This window comes from Pseudomonas siliginis (assembly GCF_024072275.1).
Classification (GTDB): domain Bacteria; phylum Pseudomonadota; class Gammaproteobacteria; order Pseudomonadales; family Pseudomonadaceae; genus Aquipseudomonas; species Aquipseudomonas siliginis.
On the sequence record NZ_CP099598.1, the window covers coordinates 2,576,079 to 2,596,923 of the forward strand.

Genomic DNA, 20,845 nt, shown 5'->3' on the forward strand with positions numbered 1-20,845 from the left:
ACCTCACGGATCAGGCCCTTCGGGTCAATAAACAAATTCAGCGGGCTGTTGAAGCGCGAGGACAGGTTCATGGCGAAAGACAAGAAGAAACCTGCAAAGGCAATCGAACGTCCACGCTTGAAAAACAAGGACTATCTGGAACAGCTGCGCAAGCTCCACGTTGAGCTGGTCAAGCTGCAGGAGTGGGTCATCGCCAAAGGTGTCAAGGTGTGTATTGTTTTCGAAGGGCGCGACGGTGCGGGCAAGGGCGGGGTGATCAAGGCGATCACGGAGCGCGTCAGCCCACGGGTGTTCCGCGTGATGGCATTACCGGCGCCAACCGATCGAGAAAAAAGTCAGATGCATGTACAGCGCTATCTGCCGCATCTGCCGGCGGGCGGCGAGGTGGTGATTTTCGACCGCAGTTGGTACAACCGCGCCGGTGTCGAACGGGTCATGGGTTTTTGTACGGAGGAGCAGGCCGACAAGTTTCTCAAGTCGATTCCTTGGGTGGAGAACGCCATCGTTGATTCGGGGGTGATCCTGCTCAAGTACTGGCTTGAGGTCAATCCGGAGGAACAGACCCGCCGGCTCGAAGCGCGAATCAATGACGGGCGCAAGATCTGGAAACTGACACCCATGGATCTGAAGTCCTACAGCCGCTGGTATGACTACTCACGGGCGCGGGACGAGATGTTCAAGCACACCGACACCGATTGGGCGCCGTGGAGGGTTGCCGACTCGAATGACAAACGTCGTGCGCGGCTGAACATCATCACTGATCTGCTCAGTCGCATCCCTTATGAAGAGGTGAAGCGCGACAAGGTCGAGTTGCCGAAACGGCAGAAGCCGGGCAAGTATCGGGAGCCGGACTATCCGTATAAGCGGGTGGCGGAGCGGTTTTGACATTTGCGGGGTTTTTGGGGGCTTGGCGGCCTTTGGGCCGACCAGGCTTTGGTTGGTTTGGGTGGATATCCGTTTTTTGTGGTGTTGCGGCTGGCGGTTTCGCCCTTACGGCGAGTCACCTTTTCCAAACGCCGAAAAGGTAACCGAAAAGGCTTGCTCCTACGTTCGGCCCCTCGCGGGCTCGGGGTTCCTTCGCTGCGGGATCGATCCGGGCGCAGCGGCTACGGTTTGCTTCGCTGCACCTCCTTCCGCTGTGTTCGACTTCGTCGAACGGTCGCTGCGCTCCCACGCCCGGATCAATCCCTCCACTCAGCCTTCCGACGTCGCCGGTGGATCAAAAGCAAGATCAAAAGCACTCGAGCTTGCGCTCATTGTTGAGTGGGGCGGCTTCGCCGCGGGCAGCTGCGCTGCTTTGCTTTTGCTTTTGCTTTTGCTTTTGCTTTTGCTTTTGTGGGAGTGAGCCTGCTCGCGATGAAGGAGGCACATTCAAATTTTTTGAAAGATATATCGCTATCGCGAGCAGGCTCACTCCGACAAGGTTTTGCGCATCAACCGTCCATCCGTCGTCTGCCCTGAACCTCTCTCGCGCTGATTTTTCTACCGGGTAAGTCCCTCAGGAGATACCGGTATGTTCGATCAGCAAAAGCAGGCATCACTGGCGGCATGGCGCAAGATGGCAGAGCAGGCCGAGGGCGATCTGGATCCGGAACAGCAATATGACGAGCTGCTCAAGGCTGCGGATCAGATGGAGGAGCAAGGCCTGATCACCAGTGCCGAATGGCGCCAGTTGGTGCGTGACGCCGGCAATGTTTTCACCTTGAACCAAGAACAGCCGCAGCGCTGACAGCTGTCATCGGAGGACGTCCCATGCTCAGTTATCTGTTTATCGGCGCCAACGATGTCGAGCGTTCGGCAGCTTTCTACAAGGCGATTCTGACGCCGCTCGGCTACCGGCATGATCGCGAAGAACACTACTGTTTTTACCTGCCCGATTGCGCGGACAAGTCCAACGGCCCCGGCAGTGTGCACATCTCGCAACCGTTCAATGGTGAGCCGGCGACACCCGGCAACGGCATGATGCCGGCGTTTCGCGCCGACTCGCGGCATAAGGTCGATCAGGTGCACAAGGCCGGGCTCGACCATGGCGGCAGCGACGAAGGCGCGCCTGGCACTCGCGAGGCCTATACGCCGGACTTTTACGTGGCCTATCTGCGCGACCCCGAAGGCAACAAGCTGGCTGTGTTCTACAGCGGCTGATGGATGGAGCCTGTTGATTCGGCCCTGATGGCCGCCCGCGCCCAGTTCGCGATCACGATCAGCTTTCACATCGTGCTGGCGGCGTTCAGCATCGGTCTGGCGAATTTCCTCATGGTGCTGGAAGCGTTGTGGTTGAAAACCGGGCGCCAGGTTTATCTGGATGTTTATCGTTACTGGCTCAAGGTATTCGCCCTCAACGTTGCGGTGGGCACGGCGTCGGGATTGATTCTGGAGTATCAGTTCGGCCTCAACTGGTCACGGCTATCGGTGCAGGCCGGTGATGTCCTCGGTCCGCTGATGTTCTATGAAGTGATGGCGGCGTTTTTCATCGAAGCGGGTTTCCTTGGCATCATGCTCTTCGGCTTGAAGAAAGTCGGCCCGCGTCTGCACTTTTTTGCCACGTGCGCGGTGGCGGTGGGCTCGCTGATCAGCGCGTTCTGGATTCTGTCTGCCAACTCCTGGATGCAAACCCCCGCTGGCTATGCGACTGGCGCGGACGGGCGGTTCCTTGCCGAGGACTGGTGGGCAATCATCTTCAACCCTTCGTTTCCCTATCGCCTGGCGCACATGCTGCTTGCCGTGTTCATCGGCAGCGCGACGCTGATTGCCGGGATCAGTGCCTGGCAATTGCGCAAGGCCCCGAAAAACCCGCGTGCTCGCCTGCAATTCTCCATGGGGCTATGGGTGATTGCGCTGCTGATGCCGGTGCAGATTGTCGTCGGGGACCTGCATGGCCGGCACAGTTTGCACGCCCAGCCGCAGAAAGTGGCGGCCATCGAAGGCTCATGGACGCGCCCGGCCCAAGGGGCAGGGGAGCCACTGCGGCTGTTCGCATGGCCGGATATGCAAGAGCGCCGCAACCACTGGGAGGTGGCGATTCCGCGCATTGGTTCCCTCTACCTGCAGCATGACCTGACCAGCACAATCGCTGCGCTTGATGAGTTCCCGGCTGAGGACATCCCGCCCGTGGCGCCGGTGTTTTTCGCATTTCGGCTGATGGTCGGGTTGGGGCTGTTGATGCTTGGGCAGGGTGTGGTCAGCCTGATCCTGCGCCGACGTAATCGCCTGTACACGGCGCGGCTCTGGCTGGGCGCGTGCGTGCTGCTGGCACCGGCCGGGTTTCTGGCGATGCTCAGCGGCTGGGTCGTCACCGAAGTGGGGCGACAGCCGTTTACGGTTTACGGATTGATGCGCACGGCGGACAGTCTGTCATCGGTGTCCAGGGCTCAAGTCGTCGGGTCGACGTGGCTGATTCTGCTGTTTTATCTGCTGATCTTCGGCATCGGTCTGTGGGTGTTGCTGCGCCTGTTGCGCGAGCCGCCGCAGCAGGATCAACCCGGGCCGCAGCCCACCCTTGCCGACGAAACCGGGCACTGAGGAATCGCAGACATGGACACGGACTGGCTGACCCTGTTGTGCGCCGCCGCACTGGCGTTCTCGGTGATGAACTACGTGATGCTCGACGGCACCGATCTGGGCGTTGGCATGCTCATGGGGCTTGCGCGTTGCAGTCGGCAGCGGCGGACGATGGCGGTGACGATTCTGCCGGTATGGGACGCCAACGAAACCTGGCTGGTGCTCGGCGGCGGAGGGCTGCTGGCGCTGTTTCCGCTGGCGTACGCGATCTTGCTGCCGGCCCTGTATGTGCCGTTTATCGTGATGTTCCTCGCCTTGATTGTGCGGGCCATGGCGCTGGAATTTCGCGATTACGCACCGAACGAGCGACGCAAGCGCATCGTCGACGGCGTGTTGGCCCTGGCTTCGCTGCTGACCGGGTTGGTCCAGGGCATGGTGCTCGGCACTCTCGTGCAAGGCGTTGCGCATCGGGGCGGTCAATACATTGGCGATGGCCGCGACTGGCTTAATCCGTTCCCGGTGTTTTGCGGTGTGGTGCTGGTGCTCGGTTACGTCTGGCTGGGGACGTGCTGGTTGTACTGGCGGACTCTGGATGAATTGCAGCAGCACTCGGCCCGCCAGGCCCGCGTCTTGGCGCTGGTCGTCGTGGCGTTATTGCTGGTGCTGATTGCATGGACGGCGACGTTGCAGCCGCAATACGCCCAGCGGCTTGCCGATATTCGGCTGTGGCTGGCGGCAGGGCTGATCCTCAGCACTCTAGGATGGGGGTTCAGCAAAGGTTTTCACGGGCGCTTTGACTGCGTGCCGTTGTTCGCCGCATTGGGCATCTTCGTCCTGGCTTTCGCGGTGATGCTGGTCGCGCTATTTCCCTTCATCATTCCGCCGGATCTGACTTTGGGCGAAGCAGCCTCAAGCCCGAACAGCCAGATCTTCATGCTGGTCGGATTCGCCGTACTCATACCGATAACCCTAGCCTACAACACCTTCGGTTTCCGCGTGTTCAGCGGCAAAGTGCGCATTGCCAGCGATGGCTGATATTCACGTCACCCGACCTTTTTTGCTCACCAGCGACAGTCGCGAAGCCCGTAGCAGATCAGCAAAAGCCGCCTTGTCGATTGGCCGACTCATGAAATAACCCTGCACCTCGTTGCATTGATCTTTGCCGAGAATCGCCAGTTGCTCCTCGGTCTCGACGCCTTCGGCGGTCACCGTCAGCCCCATGGCTTTGCCCAGACCGATGATCGCCTGAACCACGGCACGGTCGTTGGCGCCGCTGCTGATCGAGGCGATAAAGCGTTTGTCGATCTTGATCCCGTCGAATGGATAGGCGCGTAGGTAACCGAGCGACGAATAACCGGTGCCGAAGTCGTCCATGTTAAGGCGTACGCCGAGCTCCTTGAGCTGATTCATGGTGGTCAGCGCGCCATCGGTGTCGTTGAGCATCACGTTCTCGGTGATCTCCAACTCCAGACGGCTGGCCGGGAAACGCGTATCCACCAGCACTTCACGAACATCCTCGACGACATCGCTGAGGGCGAACTGCGCAGGCGAGAGGTTGACCGACAGCAGAATGTCATGGGGCCATTCCAGCGCGGTTTCGCAGGCTTCGCGCAGCACCCAGCGGCCCAGCGGTACGATCAGGTCGGTCTGTTCGGCCAGCGGAATGAACACGTCCGGCCCGAGCAAGCCCTGGGTCGGATGCTGCCAGCGCACCAGCGCCTCCACCGAAACGATGTGCTTGCCATCGACCTTGTAGCGCGGCTGATAGTGCAGGACGAATTCGTTGTGCTTGAGCGCATGGCGCAGGTCATCTTCCATTTGCCGGCGCGTCTGGATCTGGTCGCTCATGTGCGCTTCGAAATAGCACCAGGTGTTCTTGCCGTCGGACTTGGCCTGATACAGCGCGATGTCGGCGTAGCGGATCAGATCGCTGGCGACGAAACCGTGCCGACGACTCAGGGCGATGCCGACACTGGCACCGATATGCAGTGGATGCTGTTCGTAGAGGATCGGCTGATGCAGGCTGCCGATCAGCCGTGTGCAGAATTTGTCGATCTCGTTATGGCTGTCCATGCCATTGAGCACCACGACGAATTCATCACCACCGAGGCGGGCGACGAGGTCGTGCTCGCGGGTGCATTCGCGCAGACGCGTGGCGACTTCCTGGAGTACCGCGTCACCGGCAGGATGGCCGAGGGAATCGTTGATCGGTTTGAAGTTGTCCAGATCGATCATCAGCAGCGACAGCGGTGGCGAGTGTTCTTTCAATATCAGCACTTCATCCAGATAACGCGCCAGTTTGTTGCGGTTGGGCAGACCGGTCAGGGCGTCATGCATCGACAGGTGCTGGATCTGCGCATGGGCGGCGACTTCGTCGGTGATATCGCTGGCAGTGCCGCGATAGCCGACGACGCTGTCCTTGTCGAAAATCGGCCGCGCCGAGAGCCGGCAGTGGCGTGGCTGCCCGGAGTGATCGCGATAAGTGCAGCGCAAATCGCCGGCGCTGTTTTCTTCGCTGAGTTTGCGCAGCCACAGCTCCAGTGGCGTGGTGTCGCAAGTCAGTAATTCGCCGATGTCCTGGCCCAGCCACAGGGCTTGCGGGTAGCCGGTGACTTCGCTGAAGCGCGCCGACAGATAGGTCAGCGCCAACTGATCATCAACTTCCCAGATCCAGTCCGACGCCGCTTCGGCCACGGCGCGAAAGCGTTCTTCACTGGCTTCGAGCGCATGATTGGCTTTCTCGAGTGCCTGATTCGAGGCCTGCATGGCATGAATGCTGTTGTCGACGTATTGCGATGAGCGCAATGCATGGCGGAAAAAATAGGCGGTGAGCAGCATCAGCACCAGAAACGTCGCGCCGAGCGGCGGCACCAGCGTCCACAGCAGTTGCTGACCGGGTCGCTGCAGGTCGGCGACCAGACTGTAGCCGGTGCTGTCGAGGGGTACGCTTGGATGGCCTTTCTCAATGGTTTCATCCGGGACGAGGGTCAGGTTCGTCAGGCCATAACCGCTGCCGATCTTGCGCAGTTTGGTCGGGGTCAGCTTGTCGACGAACACCAGCACCGAGGTGTTTCTCAATTCATCCAGCGGGCGCTCGTCATTGGGAATGATCGCGGCAGCGGTGATCAGCGCCGGCCAGCCTTCGAACAATGAATAACTGCTGATCGGCTTGGTCAGATCAGGCTGGCTCAGCACCTGCTCGACCAGCGCCGAGGCGGGCGCTTGCAGTACGCTGGATACGTCGGTTTCAACCATCTGCCCGCGAATCACCGCGTACTTGGTGCGATTGCGATCAAGGACGAACACGCCGTCGTAGCCGTCGCTGGTGAACAGGGTCTTGCCCATGTTCTGTTCGGTGTAGGCCCAATTGACGTCGATCGGCCCGCTCAAGGCCTCATAGGCGCGGGTCCAGTAGGCATAACTGGTGATGTAGTTTTTCGACGCGGTGATGCGGTTTTCCACGGCGCGCACGGAATAGAACTGGTTCTGTTCCAGATCTTTCGCGTCAAGGGTATTGGCAATGCCAAGCAGGGTGCTGATCGCGGCAATAACGCCAGCGACGAACAGTGCGCCAACGGCGATGGCCAGGCGCCGGGTGACGGCGCGTTGCGGGGTGGGGATTGGCTGCGCAGGGAGAATAACGGCCATGTGCTCGTCCTTGATCCGGTGTCTTCTGAATCTAGAACAATGGCGAGCGCACAATGTTCAGATTGTTGTTATTGGTATCGCCTGGATTTTTTCAAAGTGTAGCGAATCTGCCGGAATTTCCAGCAGCGCCGGCCAGCGGCGAATCCCGAAAGGGCGAGACTTCCCGCACAAAAACCGGATAATGGCCGCCATTCGTTTAGCCGTATTCTGGTAATCCCGCATGGAAATCAAGGTCAACTTTCTCGACAACCTTCGACTTGAAGCCAAGTTCGACGACTTCACGGTGATCGCCGATCAGCCCATCCGCTACAAGGGCGACGGCTCGGCACCGGGGCCGTTCGACTACTTCCTGGCGTCGTCGGCCTTGTGCGCGGCTTACTTCGTCAAGCTGTACTGCGACACGCGCAACATCCCGACAGAGAACATTCGCCTGTCGCAGAACAACATCGTCGACCCGGAAAACCGCTACAACCAGATCTTCAAGATCCAGGTCGAATTGCCCGCCGATATTTCGGACAAGGATCGCCAGGGCATCCTGCGTTCCATCGACCGTTGCACCGTGAAGAAAGTGGTGCAGACCGGCCCCGAGTTCATCATCGAAGAAGTCGACAACCTCGACGCCGATGCCCAGGCCTTGTTGATGCCGCAGTCCGATTCCCAGGCAGGCACCTACATCGCCGGCAAGGACCTGCCGCTGGAGCAGACCATCGCCAACATGTCGAAGATCCTTGCCGACCTCGGCATGAAGATCGAAATCGCTTCGTGGCGCAACATCGTGCCCAACGTCTGGTCGCTGCACATTCGCGATGCGCATTCGCCGATGTGCTTCACCAACGGCAAGGGCGCGACCAAGGAAGGCGCACTGGCGTCGGCGCTGGGCGAGTTCATCGAGCGCCTCAATTGCAATTTCTTCTATAACGACCAGTTCTGGGGCGAAGACATCGCCAATGCCGAATTCGTCCATTACCCGGACGAGAAGTGGTTCAAGCCGGGTCCGAAAGACGAATTGCCCAGCGAGATTCTCGACGACTACACCCTCGGCATTTACAACCGCGACGGCGAACTGCGTGGCTCGCACCTGTACGACACCAACTCCGGCAACACCCAGCGCGGCATCTGCTCGCTGCCGTTCGTGCGCCAGTCGGACGGTGAAGTGGTGTACTTCCCGTCGAACCTGATCGAAAACCTCTACCTCAGCAACGGCATGAGCGCCGGCAATACCTTGGCCGAAGCGCAGGTGCAGTGCCTGTCGGAAATTTTCGAGCGCGCGGTCAAACGCGAAATCCTCGAGGGCGAAATGGCCCTGCCGGATGTACCGCAAGAGGTATTGGAAAAATACCCGAGCATCCTCGCCGGCATCAAAGGCCTTGAAGAGCAGGGCTTCCCGGTGCTGGTCAAGGACGCCTCGCTGGGCGGTGAATTCCCGGTGATGTGCGTGACCCTGATGAATCCGCGCACCGGCGGCGTCTTCGCTTCCTTCGGCGCGCACCCGAGCCTGGAAGTCGCGCTGGAACGCAGCCTGACCGAGCTGCTCCAGGGCCGCAGCTTCGAAGGCCTCAATGACTTGCCGCAGCCGACTTTCTCCGGGCAGGCAGTGACCGAGCCGAACAACTTTGTCGAGCACTTCATCGATTCCAGCGGTGTGGTGTCGTGGCGCTTCTTCAGCGCCAAACCAGATTTCGAATTCGTCGAATGGGACTTCTCAGGCCAAGGCGAAAACTCCAACGCCGAAGAAGCCGCGACCCTGTTCGGCATCCTCGAAGACATGGGCAAGGAAGTTTACATGGCGGTCTACGAGCACATCGGCGCCAAGGCCTGCCGCATCCTCGTTCCGGATTACTCGGAGATCTACCCGGTCGAAGACCTGATCTGGGACAACACCAACAAAGCCCTGCAATTCCGTGCCGACATCCTCAATCTGCACAACCTCAGCAAGGTTGGCCTGCGCAATCTGGTCCAGGGCCTGGAACGCAGCGAGCAGGATGACTACACCGATATCACCACGCTGATCGGCATTGAGTTCGATGACAACACACCGTGGGGCAAGTTGACGATTCTGGAACTGCGCCTGCTGATCTACCTCGCACTGCAGAAGTTTGACGAGGCCAAGGATCTGGTTGAGGCATTCCTGCAATACAACGACAACACTGTTGAGCGCGGCTTGTTCTATCAGGCTGTGAATGTGGTGCTGGAGATGGAGCTGGACGAGGATCTCGAGCTGGAAGACTACGAGGCCAACTTCCGTCGGATGTTTGGTGACGAGCGTATGGATGCGGCGATTGGGTCGGTGAATGGCAGTGTGCGTTTTTACGGTTTGACGCCGACGAGCATGAAGCTGGAAGGGCTGGATCGGCATTTGCGCTTAATCGAAAGCTATAAAAAGCTGCACGCGGCGCGGGGTGGTGTGGCGGCTTTGTCGCGTTGAAGAGCTGGCTCAGAACGTTTCGCTTTCGGCTTGAGTGTGGCTGCGTGGCTTGAACCGCAGCCCCTCACCCCAGCCCTCTCCCGAGGGAGAGGGAGCCGATTTTCAAGCTTTTCAGAATTTGTGTTCGACTCGGTTTCCCAGGTCGGCCTATTCCACCAGACACCTCGGTCAATTCCCTCTCCCTTTGGGAGAGGGCTAGGGTGAGGGTTTTTTCAAGATTTGAGTTCGACTCGGTTTCCCAGGTCGGCCTATTTCCACCAAACACCTCGGTCAATCCCCTCTCCCTCTGGGAGAGGGTTAGGGTGAGGGTTTTTTCAAGATTTGAGTTCGACTCGGTTTCCCAGGTCGGCGTATCTGCACCAAGCACCTCGGTCAGTTCTCTCTCCCTCTGGGAGAGGGCTAGGGTGGGGGTTTTTTCAAGATTTGAGTTCGGCTCGGTTTCCCAGGTCGGCGTATCTGCACCAAGCACCTCGGTCAGTTCCCTCTCCCTTTGGGAGAGGGCTAGGGTGAGGGGCTTTGGCTTTTGCGGCCATGCGCTGCATCCGCCAACTGCCCCGTATCCACCCGCACAAACACCGAATCACCCACCGCCGTGAGCACTTCCCCGGCATACACCTCGCAAATCACCCGGGTCTTGCGCCCGACTTCACCTTCGACTCGCGCGCGCAAGAGCAGCGGCACGCCCATCGGTGTGGGTTTGATGAATTTGATCCCGAGGTTGCCAGTCACGCAGTCGATGCGCGGCAGGCTGCCGGCTTCGCGGTTTTCCGCGCGGTAGTGCCAGGCCATGGCGGTCCAGTTCGAATGACAGTCGACAAGCATGGCAATCAGCCCGCCGTAAACCAGATCCGGCCAGCCGCAATATTGAGCTTCGGGCAGATGCTCGGCGATGACGTGTTTGCCGTCCTCATCCCAACGACTTTTCACGTGCAGGCCTTGCGGATTGCGGCCGCCGCAGCCGTAACAAACGCCGTCGGGGGCGGCGAGGTCTTGCAGCGGGGTGTCGTGGCTGGACATGGCGGGTTTCATCCTGGAGTGGCGAGGCCGGACAGGCGCAAGCGGTTGCGTCCGCCGCGTTTGGACTCGTAGAGCGCGGCGTCGCCAAGTTCGATCAGCGCCGCCAGACTGGCCGGCGGTTTGTCGAACAGGGTGGCGCCGATGCTCAAGGTCACCGCAGCGGACGTGGGATAGGTGTGCGACGCCAGGGCCAGAAACTGTTCGCGCAAGGCGTTGCCCAGTTCAAGGATAGCTTCGGCTGACGCGTTGTTGAGCAGCATCAAAAACTCATCGCCACCCAGCCGCGCCGTCAACGCATTGGCCGGAAGCTGGGCACGGATCATTTCGCTCAAGGCAATCAGCAAGCGATCACCGGCAATATGCCCGTACTGGTCGTTGACCAGTTTGAAGTTGTCGATATCGATCAACAGCAGCGCCCCTGGTTTTTGCGCGGAAACGCCGGCCAGCAGACGTGGCGTACGTTTTTCCAGGGCACGGCGGTTGTAGAGGGCCGTGAGCGGATCGCGCTCGGCGAGGCGGGCGATTTGCTTTTCCCGGCGATAACGCTCGGTGCCGGTCATCGACAGGGCGATCAACATGATCGCCATCGCACCTTCGACCAGCGAGATCTGAATGATCTCGCCACGAAACGCCGCCAGATCGATCAGCGTGCCGGGGATCACCACGGTCAGGGCCTTGGCCACATAAAAGATGCCATGGCCGAGCAGCACATAACGCAATTGCACCGCGCCCACGCTCAACGACTTGCCGTGCGGGCGCAGCAGCGAACTGGCCTTGAGCGTCGGGATCGCCACCAGCATTGAGTTGGCCACCAGCATGGCCTTGGACCACAGCGGGCCGTCCGGCAACATCAACATGATCAGCCAGGTTGCGAAAATCAGGTACCACGCCGGCGACAGTCGGGTCTGGGTGAAGCGCGCCACACCGAGCAGGAAAAAGAAGTGCGCGGTCACCAGCAGGCCGTTGGCGAACCAGATGCCCAGCAGCAGAAAACCGCTGCTGCGTAGCAGAGCGAGGGTGGAACCGATGGTGATGGTGGCGAAACCGGCGCTCCAGAACAGTAGCGAAGGCTCACGAATGCTGCGCCACTCGACCGCCAGATACAGCGCGGCAGCGGCTGCGAGGGCGATCGTGATGGTCAGCATCGTTGGCGGGTCGAGCGGCATTTCCGGGCAGGCCTGTCTGTATGGCAATAGGCCTGCGATTGTAAGCGTTTGGTCAGGTTTTTCGCAGGGGGCGTGTTGCCGGGCAGACCACTGGCGCTCCAGCGGTCACTCTTGCGGGCTTAGCCAGGTGTCTACCACGCGGCGATCGAGCTCTTCCCAATAGGCCATGCCCAGCACCCGCGTGGTATTGAGGCCGCGCAGATAACCGCGCAGTTGCTGGGCGGTATCGCGGATCAATTGCGCATCGCGGGTGTTTTTGTCCAGCAGGACGCTTTCGTACTGCACCAGGTATTCGGCTACGCGGTCGCGATATTCGGGCAGCACGGCGTCACGGATCAGATCAAACGTTCTCAAGGCGAGACCCTCATCATTTTTCTTGAATGTGCTCAGTGTGCATCAGTCTGCGCGACGCGCAACTATTGCTGGAAGTAATAGTGACCATCAAGAAACGCAAGTTCTGCTTTGCCGGCGATCGGCGGAAAATCGCCTCCATCGAAGACGCAGCTCAAGGAAATTGCGCGATGAACATTCTGACTCGACTGGCAATGATCGCCCTGCTGATGGGCGGGGTAGTTACCGCACCGGCTTACGCAGACGACTCCCGGTCGTGTCACCTGCAACCCATCGCCGCCAGTGCCTCGGCGTTGCAGCATACGCAGACCGTGGGTGTGTTGTTGAGCGAAAACACGTTGCAGAACCTGCAATATCTGGAGCGCTACCACGACATGGCGCTCAATGGCGCGAAAGATGCGCTGGATTCGCGAATTCGCGACGCCTTTGTTGGCAGTTCCGACCCGGAACTGGCCCTCGACTGGCTGATGAGTTCGCTGCAGCAACAGTTCGTCTCGGTGACCGTTTACGACAATCTGGATGAGCTGCTTCAGGCCCATCCGGATGTGGTGGTCAAGCTCGATACCTTCAATCGCTTGCTGACCCAGCGCAACAGTCTGGTCGAGGCGCGCTTCTCTGCACGGTTCTACGACGCCGACCTGCAATACATCGGCAAGGCCGAGGGGGCAATCGAGCAGGAGCTGCCTTCGGTCTGGGTGCATGACCGGGCGGCGCCGCAGATCGCGGCACAGATCAATCAGCAGCGTGATCTGCAACTCAATGCGCTGAAGCAATTCGATGTGTCGCTCAAGGCCCTGGTGGCGTCGAGCTGATTCTCCAAAAAATTGAATGGCAGAGGCGATCCCGTGAAGTCGAACCGTTGCCGGTTGAACCGAACCTTTATTTTCAGGATTACCCCGATGCGTCCTTTATTCGTGCCAGCCATGGCTTTTGTTTCCCTGTTGCTCGGCGGTTGTGCTTCGGCGCCGAACGATCCGACTCTGACGTTGCAGACCAGCAAGACGCCGGCGCAGTACGCCGATTGCGTGGTGCCGAAATTGCAGGACAGTGCGTTGAATCCGACGGTTTCGCAGAGTCAGCGCAGTTATCGGATTGTGGTGCCGAGCAAGGTATCCGCCGACAACGTGCTGGAGGCGTACAAGGCGGGGAAGGGCGGCAAGGTGTTCATTTATGAGCGGCATTTGCTGGCGTCGAATTTGTTGCCTTCGAGTTTTGAGCGGGCGGCTCAGGAGTGTATTTGATCTGAGCGCTTGAAGGGTTTTGACAGAGCTCCTTTGGTTGGCCGCAACCAACCAATTTTTTCGCCCCACACTGGTTTTCGGTTGTGGGGCTTTTTTTTGGACTTGGCGGCCTTTGGGCCGACCATGCTTTGGGGTTTTTGGGTGTATATCCTTTTTTGGTGGTGTTGCGGCTGGCGGTTTCGCCCTTACGGCGAGTCCCTTTTGGCAAACGCCCCAAAAGGAACCAAAAGGTCTTCGCCCTGACGTTCGGCCCGCTCGCTGGGGCTCGGGGTTCCTTCGCTCCGGGATCGATCCGGGCGCAGCGGCTCCGGTTTGCTTCGCTGCACCTCCTTCCGCTGTGTCTGGCTGCGCCAGACGGTCGCTGCGCTCCCACACCCGGATCAATCCCTCCACTCAGCCTGCCGACGGGCTCCAGGATCAAAAGCTACTCGAGCTTGCGCTCATCGTGTTGGGTGGCGGGACGGCCTGCTTGGTTTGCTTTTGCTTTCCTGTGGGAGCGAGCCTGCTCGCGAAGGCGGCCTGACAGCCGACCTGTTCTTGAGCGGAACGCGATCCAACTGTAGGAGCTGCCGAAGGCTGCGATCTTTTGATCTGGCCTTCGCTTTTGCTTTTCCGTTGAGAGCAAGCCTGCATTGGACTTTGGGTGTTGACCAGTTCCTGTCTACGCCACAAAAAACTGTGGGAGCTGGCTTGCCAGCGAAGGCGGCCTGACAGACGCCCCATTTCTCACTGAATGTACGCAATCAAACCTGTGGGAGCGAGCCTGCTCGCGAAGGCGGTGTGTGCCGCGATCACGAACAGCGCTCCGGAACCCGTTCACCCCGTCACACACCCAACCGGCACTTTCCCCGCAAACGTATCTACCAGACTCGCCACAACCATTTCCCCCATCCGCGTGCGTGTCTGAAGCGTGGCGCTGGCCCGATGCGGTTGCAGCACCACCTGTTCATTAGCAAACAACGCTTCCGGCACATTCGGTTCATCGACAAACACATCCAGCCCAGCCCCGGCAATCTCGCCAGCCGCAAGCGCGGCAACCAGAGCCGTCTCATTCACCAGTTTGCCCCGGGCGACGTTGATCAAATAACCGTCCTTGCCCAGCGCTTGCAGCACTTGCGCGTCGATGATCGCTTCGCCCTTGTCCGCCGCGGCGGCGAGGATCAGGGCGTCGCTGTCGCGGGCGAGTTGTTTGAGGTCGGCGACGAAGGTGTGGGGGACGTCGCTCATCGGTTGCAGATCGGTGTAGCTGATCGGGCAGCCGAAGGCGGCGGCGCGGGTGGCGATGGCGCGGCCGACGCGGCCCATGCCGACGATGCCGATGCGCATGCCGGAGACTTGTCGGGCCAAGGGCAGCGGGGCGAGTGGGGTCGGGCTTTGTGGCCATTGGCCGGAGCGCACGTAGCGGTCGCTGGTGCACAGGCCGCGACAGACCGAGATGAGCAGGCCGATGGCGAGGTCGGCGACGTCTTCGGTGAGGGCGCCGATGGTGGCGGTGACGCGGATGCCGCGGTCGCGGGCGTAGGCCAGATCGACGGCATCGGTGCCGACGCCGTTGACCGCGACGACTTCCAGTTTCGGCAGTTGCGCCATCAGCGCCTGGCTGATGCCGGTGTGGCCGCCGGTGATGACGCCGCGAATGTTGGCGCCGTGTTCCTTTATGTAGGCGGGTTTGTCCGTTTGCTGGAAGTAGCGGCGTACGGTGAACAGTTCGTCCAGACGCGCGTTGATTTCAGGGATCAGGATCGGGCTCAGTTGCAGGATTTCTGGCTTCATGGCTACCTCGTTACGCAATAAAAAGGCCGGCTCAACCGCGGCCGGCAAACGGCATGGCGCTGGCCATGACGGTCATGTTCAGGACGTTGGCTGACAGCGGCAGGCCGGCGATGTAGCACACTGCATCGGCGACGTGTTTGACGTCGACCATCGGCTCGACGGCGATGCTGCCGTTGGCCTGGCGTACGCCTTTGGTCATGCGCACCGACATTTCGGTCAGGGCATTGCCGATGTCGATCTGGCTACAGGCAATGTTGAATTCGCGGCCGTCCAGCGCCAGGGATTTGGTCAGGCCGAGCACGGCGTGTTTGCTCGCGGTGTAGGCGCTGCTGAACGGGCGCGGCGTGTGTGCGGAAATCGAGCCGTTGTTGATGATTCGTCCGCCCTGCGGCTGTTGTTTGCGCATCAGCCCAAACGCGCCGCGAGCGCAGAGAAAGACACCGTTGAGGTTGGTGTCGATCACGTTGCGCCACTGCTCGAAGGTCAGCTCGTCCAGCGGCACGGCGGGGGCGTTGACCCCGGCGTTGTTGAAGACCACATCGAGGCGGCCGTAGACCTCGGCAATGGTCGCGAACAGCACGTCGACACTGGCCGGATCACGCACGTCGGTGGGCACCGCCAAGGCTTGATGACCCTGGCTCTGCGCCAGTTCGACCAGCGTTTGCAAGGGCTCGGGCCGGCGACCGGCGAGCACGAGGGTGAAGCCGTCGGCCATCAGGCCCAGCGCCACGGCGCGGCCGATGCCACTGCCGGCGCCGGTCACCAGCGCGACTTTCAAGGGGGTCGTCATAGTGTTGTTCTCCTTTTTTCTTAATCCGCAGGATCAGGGCCGTGGGCCGACGCGCATTTCCAGGTGGCCGATGCCGTCGATGCCGGCGCTGATCACGTCGCCCGGTTGCAGGCTGTCAACGCCAGCGGGGCTGCCGGTCATGATCAGGTCGCCGGCGCGCAGGGTCACGGATTGCGAGATGCGCGCGATCACTTCGCTGACCGACCAGATCTGGCTGTCGAGGTTGTCGCGCTGGCGTTCTTCGCCGTTGACGTTAAGCCACAACTCGCCCTCGGGATGGCCGCAGCGGCTCACCGGGACAACGGCAGTCATCGGCGCGGCGCCGTCGAACACCTTGGCGCCTTCCCACGGCAAGCCGTTGCTCTTGGCTGCGCGTTGAACATCGCGGCGGGTCAGGTCGAGGCCGGCAGCGTAGCCCCAGACGTAGGCCAGAGCCTGATCTTCAGGGATATGGGCGCCGCCTTCACCGATGGCAACGACCAGTTCGATTTCGTGAACGAAGTCCTCGCACACTGAGGGGAAGGCGACGTCGCCGACGGCATCGACCACGCAGCTTGCCGGTTTCATGAAAAACACCGGCGGCTGGCGCGACTGGCCTTGAGAGTCCGGCCATGGGTAGTTGCGGCCGACACAGAACACCCGGCCGACGGGGAAGCGCTGCTCGGTGCCGAGGACCGGCAAGGTCACGGGCAGATCCGGGGTAAAGACGTATTCGGTCATGTTCATCCTGCGGGTCATCCTGTTTGAAAGGGCAGCGTACGGCGGCTGGCGTCGGCGAAGTTGGACGAAAGCCGCCTGTGTTTGGACAAATCCGGGCTTTTCGCCTCAGCGCACCTTCAGCTCGATGCGGTACAGACGTCCGAGCAACAACGAATAGGAGAGCGTGCCGATCAGCGCGACGCCGCCAATAAACCAGAAGGCATAGGCGAAGGTGCCGGTGGCGTGGACGATGGCGCCGATCACGATCGGTGTGACAATGCCGCCGATATTCGCCGCCAGGCTGGTAATGCCGCCGGTGAGGCCGATCAGCTCTTTTGGCGCCACTTCCGATACCGCCGCCCACGATGAGGACGCGATGCCTTGGGCGAAGAACGCGATGGTCAACACGGCGATGCAGATCAGGTTGGAGTCGGTGAAATTCACCAGCACGATCGACATGCCCAGCATCGAACCGACCACCAGCGGCAACTTGCGCGCAAACGACATCGAGTAGCCGCGACGGATCAGCAAGTCGGAAACGATGCCGGCCAGCAGAATCCCCACCGTCGCACCGACGAAGGGCAGCACGGCGAAGATCCCGGCCTTGATCATGGTCAGTTTGCGTTCTTCGATCAGGTAGGTCGGGAACCAGGTGAGGAAGAAGTACAGTGCAGAGGTGCTGGCGAACTTGCCGATGCAGATCGCCCAGATCTGCCGATAGCTGAACAGCTCGGCAATCTGCCGCCAGTTGAAACGGGTGCGCTCCTGGCTGCTCTTGACCAGACCGCCGCCGGTTTCGATGTACTTCAATTCTTCCTGGCTGACTTTTTTGCAGTTCAGCGGATCGCGATACAGGTACAGCCACAGCACACCGAAGACGATGCCGAGTGCGCCGGTGCTGTAAAACACGTGGCGCCAGTCAAAAGTGGTCGCCAGCCATAACAGGGCGCCGGTGAACAGCGCCGTGCCGAGGTACTGGCCGCACACGTAAATGCTACTGGCCATCCCGCGTTCCCGCGCCGGGAACCACACCGTCACGGCGCGGCTGTTGGCCGGAAAGGCCGGGGCTTCCATGGCGCCGACCGCCAGGCGCAGGCCGAACAGCGAGGCAAACCCCGTGGCGAAACCCTGGCAAACGGTGACGGTCGACCAGCTGATCAGCGATACGCCGTAGGTGAAGCGCGAGCCAAACCTGTCAGCGATAAACCCCGCCGGCACCAGCGCCAGCGCATAGGTCCAGGCGAATGCGGAAAAAATCAGGCCCATCTCGATCTTGTCCAGACCCAGGTCCTTGGCCATGAACGGCGCGGCGATCGAGATGTTCACCCGGTCGATGTAATTGATGATCGTCGCGATCAGCAGCAGCGACAGCATGAACCAGCGCCGCCGGGTAGGCAGACGCTGCGCCGAAACGGCATCGCGTGCACCGGCGATCACCGGCGGCACCGTGGCACTGGAAGAATGGGAGTTGGACATGCGGAGACCTCGTTATTGTTAGAAGAGTCGAGATTTTTCGAGCAGCCGATGCCGTTGCCCGCAACGTGTGGGGCAAGGCAATCGAACGGGTTGCAGCGCGGTTTTCAGACGTTCAGGAACGTCTTTCTGCGACTGATTTCAAGGGGAGGTCGGGCGGGGCGGCGAGGGGAAATAGCAGGATCATGACGTGCGCACCTTTGATTGTTTTTGAAAGAGGTTGGGCTGCGTTGGTCATTACAGTGGTCGTACAACGGTTCTAAATCAACCGATGGGTTAGAACGTTTTTTCTTGAAAAAAGTGGATTTGGCGAACGTGTCCAAAAAGATAAATACGATTTGTCTTGAGAATAAAGATCAGGTTTAAAGCATAAATAACTGAAAAATAACGACTATCTCTACTTTTACGATAATGCGGTTTTTGGACAGGCTCATCGCGAGGCTTCTTTCAAAAAAGACGACGTCATCGTATGACTCGTTGCCGCCCACCGCACAACCCTGCAAGATGACGGGCGCCACCTCACTGCCCGGAGGACCTCCCGCCCATGTCTTCACCCAGCCGTATCCCGACCTACGTCATGCAGCAACGCAGCGAATTGACCGATTTCTACATTCGCGACAAAAAGGGTCGGCGCGCCGAAACCGCGCCTCACCGGCATGAGTATTTTCAAATCCAGATCAACCTCGGTGGCGACACCGTGCAGCACATCGGCAGCGTGCAACGGCCGTTCCCGCGCAACACTCTGGCGTTCATCCTGCCGCACCGCGTGCATGTGATTCCGCATCCCGCAGACAGCAATTTCATCGTCATCAATTTTTCCCAGACGTTCCTCTTGCCGCATCTACAGTGCGACCCGATGGATCTGGAAGAGGTGTCAATCCTGCTCGCGCCTGAACTGTCGCCGTTCCGCTTTCAGGAGCATCTGGATTTCATTTTGGGCGATGAGGATTTCGCTCAGGTCTGCGGCCTGATCGAGCAGATGCGCAGCCTTGATGAGAACCGTCAGTTCGGCACACGGGAAATGCTCAAGGGCTTGTTGCTGCAGATGATCGGCAGCGTGTGTTTTCTTTACGCCGAGCCGCTCAAGCGCCTGGCGGAAGAGAATGCCGCCGAGAACAGCCGTCGCGACGCCTTGAGCCGAATGTTCGAGTACTTGCGGAAGAACATCGCCGATCCTGATCTCAACCTGATCAAAGTCGCCGCTGCGACCTATCTGTCACCGACTTACCTGACGCACTGGCTGCGCAAGGAGATCGGCAAGACGTTCACCGAGCTGGTGCTGGAGCGGCGCATGCACGCGGCGCGCAATTTCCTGCTCAACAGCACGCGCTCGGTGGGCGAGGTCGCGCGGCTGTGTGGATTTGCTGATGAGGCCTATTTCTCTCGACGTTTTCGCCAGATTCATGGCCAGCCACCGGGGCAGTTTCGTCGCCGCCAGCTCAATCCGGATACGCCGCAGACACCACTGAATACTTAGAACGGCGCTCAGACCCATTTGAAGCGGGCAGGGAAGCGCGCCACGAAACAGGTGCCTGCCTCGCTGTCGGACGTCACGGTCAAGGTGCCGTTGTGCGCATTGGCAATTTGCCCGGCAATGTACAAGCCCAGCCCCAGCCCTTCATTGCGCTGACCGGCTTCGGAACGTGAGAACGGTTCAAACAGCAGCGGCATCAGCGCGGGTGGAATCGGCGCGCCCTGGTTGGTCAGCGAAATCACCATCTCATCGCCCTCGGCAAACGCCTTGAGCACGATCGGTTCGGCCGTAGAACCGTGGGTCACCGCGTTGCCCAGCAGATTCGACAACAACTGGCTGATGCGCAACGGGTCGCAATAGACCCCGGTCGGTACCTCAAGCGAATCAATGAACTTCGCCTGCGGGTACGCCACCTGGATTTCTTCAAGGGTCTGGCGCAGCGTTTGCTGCAAGTCATCGACCAGTTTGCGTTGCACCGGAATCCCGCTGCCGAGCCGACCCCGGGCAAAGTCGAGGATGTTTTCGATCAGCACGCCCATGCGCACCGAACTGGTACGGATCGCCGATAGCAGCGTGCGCGAGCGCTTGTCTTCGGCTTTGCTTTGCAGCAGGTCGGCACTCATGCGAATGGCACTGAGTGGCGTGCGCAAGTCATGGCCCAGTACGGCGATGAACTGCTCGCGCAGACGGCCCAATTCGTTGGCATCGGCCAGTGCGGTTTTGGTCGCGTGCAAATGGCCCTGGGTATCCAGGCTCATTGCAATCAGCTGGGCGAAGAGGGTGAGGGTCTTTTCGATGGCCGGGTCGTCGAGGTTCGCCGGAACCGAATCAATGGCGCAGAGTGTGCCGAAAAACTCGCCATTGGCCTTGATGATCGGAATCGAAATGTAGCTTTCCAGACCATAGGTTTTCGGCGTGTGGTGCGTGGAGAAAACCGGGTGCTGGCTGGCATGGCCGAAGATCACCGGCTGATGGTGCTGACGGATCTCATGACAAATCGTCGATTCCAGTACCAGTTCGCCGCCGGGCAACAGGCCGAAGTCTATCGAGTCATCCACGGCGCAAGCGATCCACTTGCTCTCGGTGACCCGCGCTACAGCGGCGAAGCGCATGCCGGTCGTATGCTTGACCATGCTCAGGATCACCGGCACAGCGTCGATGCTGCCGATGGCCTGGAGGTCGGAGGAGAAATCTGTCTGGGGCATGGCCGGCGCTTCGCGAAAGTGTCGCCAGAGACTATCGGTAATTGCCGGCCATGCCTAATGAACCTGCAAAAAAGGGCGCCGGGAA

19 protein-coding genes are annotated in these 20,845 nt (G+C 60.1%); 9 read left to right on the forward strand and 10 right to left on the reverse strand.

Annotation, left to right across the window (positions count from 1 at the left end; all coding sequences use genetic code 11):
- Positions 1-69: 69 nt before the first annotated feature.
- The 5 genes from ppk2 (at position 70) to cydB (ending at position 4,533) form a co-directional block, all read left to right on the forward strand.
- Positions 70-885 carry a polyphosphate kinase 2 gene (ppk2, locus tag NF676_RS12025; protein ID WP_252887962.1) on the forward strand — a complete coding sequence of 272 codons (816 nt, stop codon included), beginning with the start codon at positions 70-72 and terminating at the stop codon, positions 883-885.
- Positions 886-1,513: 628 nt separating this feature from the next.
- Positions 1,514-1,729, forward strand: coding sequence for a hypothetical protein (locus NF676_RS12030; protein ID WP_095179697.1), 216 nt, complete (start codon positions 1,514-1,516; stop codon positions 1,727-1,729).
- 23 nt (positions 1,730-1,752) lie between these two features.
- On the forward strand, positions 1,753-2,142 hold the full coding sequence (locus tag NF676_RS12035) for a VOC family protein (RefSeq protein ID WP_236169030.1): 390 nt from the start codon (positions 1,753-1,755) through the stop codon (positions 2,140-2,142).
- A gap of 3 nt (positions 2,143-2,145) precedes the next feature.
- A complete protein-coding gene (locus tag NF676_RS12040; RefSeq protein WP_252887781.1) occupies positions 2,146-3,519 on the forward strand; it encodes a cytochrome ubiquinol oxidase subunit I in 1,374 nt (457 codons plus the stop codon).
- Between the two features lie 12 nt (positions 3,520-3,531).
- A complete protein-coding gene (cydB, locus tag NF676_RS12045; RefSeq protein WP_252887782.1) occupies positions 3,532-4,533 on the forward strand; it encodes a cytochrome d ubiquinol oxidase subunit II in 1,002 nt (333 codons plus the stop codon).
- A gap of 3 nt (positions 4,534-4,536) precedes the next feature.
- Here the strand turns inward: cydB and NF676_RS12050 are convergent, their stop codons facing one another.
- The gene (locus NF676_RS12050; protein ID WP_252887783.1) at positions 4,537-7,146 is read right to left on the reverse strand and encodes a bifunctional diguanylate cyclase/phosphodiesterase; all 2,610 of its coding nucleotides are present in this window, start codon (positions 7,144-7,146) and stop codon (positions 4,537-4,539) included.
- A 220-nt stretch (positions 7,147-7,366) separates the two neighbouring features.
- Here NF676_RS12050 and NF676_RS12055 point away from each other — a divergent pair, with 220 nt between their 5' ends.
- Positions 7,367-9,571, forward strand: a complete 2,205-nt coding sequence (locus NF676_RS12055; RefSeq protein WP_252887784.1) for an OsmC domain/YcaO domain-containing protein — start codon at positions 7,367-7,369, stop codon at positions 9,569-9,571.
- 64 nt (positions 9,572-9,635) lie between these two features.
- Here the strand turns inward: NF676_RS12055 and NF676_RS12060 are convergent, their stop codons facing one another.
- The 4 genes from NF676_RS12060 to NF676_RS12075 all read right to left on the reverse strand — a co-directional run bounded on the left by NF676_RS12060 (position 9,636) and on the right by NF676_RS12075 (position 12,108).
- Positions 9,636-10,040 (reverse strand): hypothetical protein, encoded by a 405-nt coding sequence (locus NF676_RS12060; protein WP_252887785.1) that lies wholly within the window; start codon positions 10,038-10,040, stop codon positions 9,636-9,638.
- Positions 10,041-10,072: 32 nt separating this feature from the next.
- A complete protein-coding gene (locus tag NF676_RS12065) occupies positions 10,073-10,588 on the reverse strand; it encodes a PaaI family thioesterase (RefSeq protein WP_095179703.1) in 516 nt (171 codons plus the stop codon).
- Between the two features lie 8 nt (positions 10,589-10,596).
- Positions 10,597-11,754 (reverse strand): GGDEF domain-containing protein, encoded by a 1,158-nt coding sequence (locus NF676_RS12070; protein ID WP_252887786.1) that lies wholly within the window; start codon positions 11,752-11,754, stop codon positions 10,597-10,599.
- Positions 11,755-11,859: 105 nt separating this feature from the next.
- Complete coding sequence (locus NF676_RS12075; RefSeq protein WP_056785124.1) at positions 11,860-12,108, reverse strand: hypothetical protein; 249 nt, start codon at positions 12,106-12,108, stop codon at positions 11,860-11,862.
- A 167-nt stretch (positions 12,109-12,275) separates the two neighbouring features.
- Between NF676_RS12075 and NF676_RS12080 the strand changes: the two genes are divergently transcribed.
- Together NF676_RS12080 and NF676_RS12085 are read left to right on the forward strand one after the other, a co-directional pair.
- A complete protein-coding gene (locus NF676_RS12080) occupies positions 12,276-12,917 on the forward strand; it encodes a class II glutamine amidotransferase (protein ID WP_252887963.1) in 642 nt (213 codons plus the stop codon).
- Positions 12,918-13,004: 87 nt separating this feature from the next.
- Positions 13,005-13,346 (forward strand): hypothetical protein, encoded by a 342-nt coding sequence (locus tag NF676_RS12085; protein ID WP_252887787.1) that lies wholly within the window; start codon positions 13,005-13,007, stop codon positions 13,344-13,346.
- Positions 13,347-14,162: 816 nt separating this feature from the next.
- Here the strand turns inward: NF676_RS12085 and NF676_RS12090 are convergent.
- From NF676_RS12090 to NF676_RS12105, 4 genes are all read right to left on the reverse strand, one after another.
- Positions 14,163-15,119, reverse strand: a complete 957-nt coding sequence (locus tag NF676_RS12090) for a 2-hydroxyacid dehydrogenase (RefSeq protein ID WP_252887788.1) — start codon at positions 15,117-15,119, stop codon at positions 14,163-14,165.
- A gap of 31 nt (positions 15,120-15,150) precedes the next feature.
- Entirely contained in the window at positions 15,151-15,909 is a 759-nt protein-coding gene (locus tag NF676_RS12095) for an SDR family oxidoreductase (RefSeq protein WP_252887789.1), read from the reverse strand.
- Between the two features lie 33 nt (positions 15,910-15,942).
- Complete coding sequence (locus NF676_RS12100) at positions 15,943-16,635, reverse strand: fumarylacetoacetate hydrolase family protein (protein WP_252887790.1); 693 nt, start codon at positions 16,633-16,635, stop codon at positions 15,943-15,945.
- A gap of 99 nt (positions 16,636-16,734) precedes the next feature.
- Positions 16,735-18,084 carry an MFS transporter gene (locus NF676_RS12105; RefSeq protein ID WP_056785134.1) on the reverse strand — a complete coding sequence of 450 codons (1,350 nt, stop codon included), beginning with the start codon at positions 18,082-18,084 and terminating at the stop codon, positions 16,735-16,737.
- Between the two features lie 541 nt (positions 18,085-18,625).
- Between NF676_RS12105 and NF676_RS12110 the strand changes: the two genes are divergently transcribed.
- Positions 18,626-19,558, forward strand: coding sequence for a helix-turn-helix transcriptional regulator (locus tag NF676_RS12110; RefSeq protein WP_041478660.1), 933 nt, complete (start codon positions 18,626-18,628; stop codon positions 19,556-19,558).
- A gap of 8 nt (positions 19,559-19,566) precedes the next feature.
- Here the strand turns inward: NF676_RS12110 and NF676_RS12115 are convergent, their stop codons facing one another.
- Positions 19,567-20,760: a GAF domain-containing sensor histidine kinase gene (locus NF676_RS12115; protein WP_252869323.1), complete on the reverse strand. Its 1,194-nt coding sequence runs from the start codon at positions 20,758-20,760 to the stop codon at positions 19,567-19,569.
- Between the last annotated feature and the right edge of the window lie 85 nt (positions 20,761-20,845).

Bases quoted from the DNA above. Each gene is read 5' to 3' on its own strand.
- NF676_RS12080 (WP_252887963.1), top strand. From the start codon at position 12,276: ATGAACATTCTGACTCGACTGGCAATGATCGCCCTGCTGATGGGCGGG.
- NF676_RS12050 (WP_252887783.1), bottom strand. From the start codon at position 7,146: ATGGCCGTTATTCTCCCTGCGCAGCCAATCCCCACCCCGCAACGCGCC.
- NF676_RS12070 (WP_252887786.1), bottom strand. From the start codon at position 11,754: ATGCCGCTCGACCCGCCAACGATGCTGACCATCACGATCGCCCTCGCA.
- NF676_RS12090 (WP_252887788.1), bottom strand. From the start codon at position 15,119: ATGAAGCCAGAAATCCTGCAACTGAGCCCGATCCTGATCCCTGAAATC.
- NF676_RS12055 (WP_252887784.1), top strand. From the start codon at position 7,367: ATGGAAATCAAGGTCAACTTTCTCGACAACCTTCGACTTGAAGCCAAG.
- NF676_RS12085 (WP_252887787.1), top strand. From the start codon at position 13,005: ATGCGTCCTTTATTCGTGCCAGCCATGGCTTTTGTTTCCCTGTTGCTC.
- NF676_RS12100 (WP_252887790.1), bottom strand. From the start codon at position 16,635: ATGAACATGACCGAATACGTCTTTACCCCGGATCTGCCCGTGACCTTG.
- NF676_RS12105 (WP_056785134.1), bottom strand. From the start codon at position 18,084: ATGTCCAACTCCCATTCTTCCAGTGCCACGGTGCCGCCGGTGATCGCC.
- NF676_RS12065 (WP_095179703.1), bottom strand. From the start codon at position 10,588: ATGTCCAGCCACGACACCCCGCTGCAAGACCTCGCCGCCCCCGACGGC.
- cydB (WP_252887782.1), top strand. From the start codon at position 3,532: ATGGACACGGACTGGCTGACCCTGTTGTGCGCCGCCGCACTGGCGTTC.
- NF676_RS12030 (WP_095179697.1), top strand. From the start codon at position 1,514: ATGTTCGATCAGCAAAAGCAGGCATCACTGGCGGCATGGCGCAAGATG.
- ppk2 (WP_252887962.1), top strand. From the start codon at position 70: ATGGCGAAAGACAAGAAGAAACCTGCAAAGGCAATCGAACGTCCACGC.
- NF676_RS12095 (WP_252887789.1), bottom strand. From the start codon at position 15,909: ATGACGACCCCCTTGAAAGTCGCGCTGGTGACCGGCGCCGGCAGTGGC.
- NF676_RS12115 (WP_252869323.1), bottom strand. From the start codon at position 20,760: ATGCCCCAGACAGATTTCTCCTCCGACCTCCAGGCCATCGGCAGCATC.
- NF676_RS12110 (WP_041478660.1), top strand. From the start codon at position 18,626: ATGTCTTCACCCAGCCGTATCCCGACCTACGTCATGCAGCAACGCAGC.
- NF676_RS12035 (WP_236169030.1), top strand. From the start codon at position 1,753: ATGCTCAGTTATCTGTTTATCGGCGCCAACGATGTCGAGCGTTCGGCA.
- NF676_RS12040 (WP_252887781.1), top strand. From the start codon at position 2,146: ATGGAGCCTGTTGATTCGGCCCTGATGGCCGCCCGCGCCCAGTTCGCG.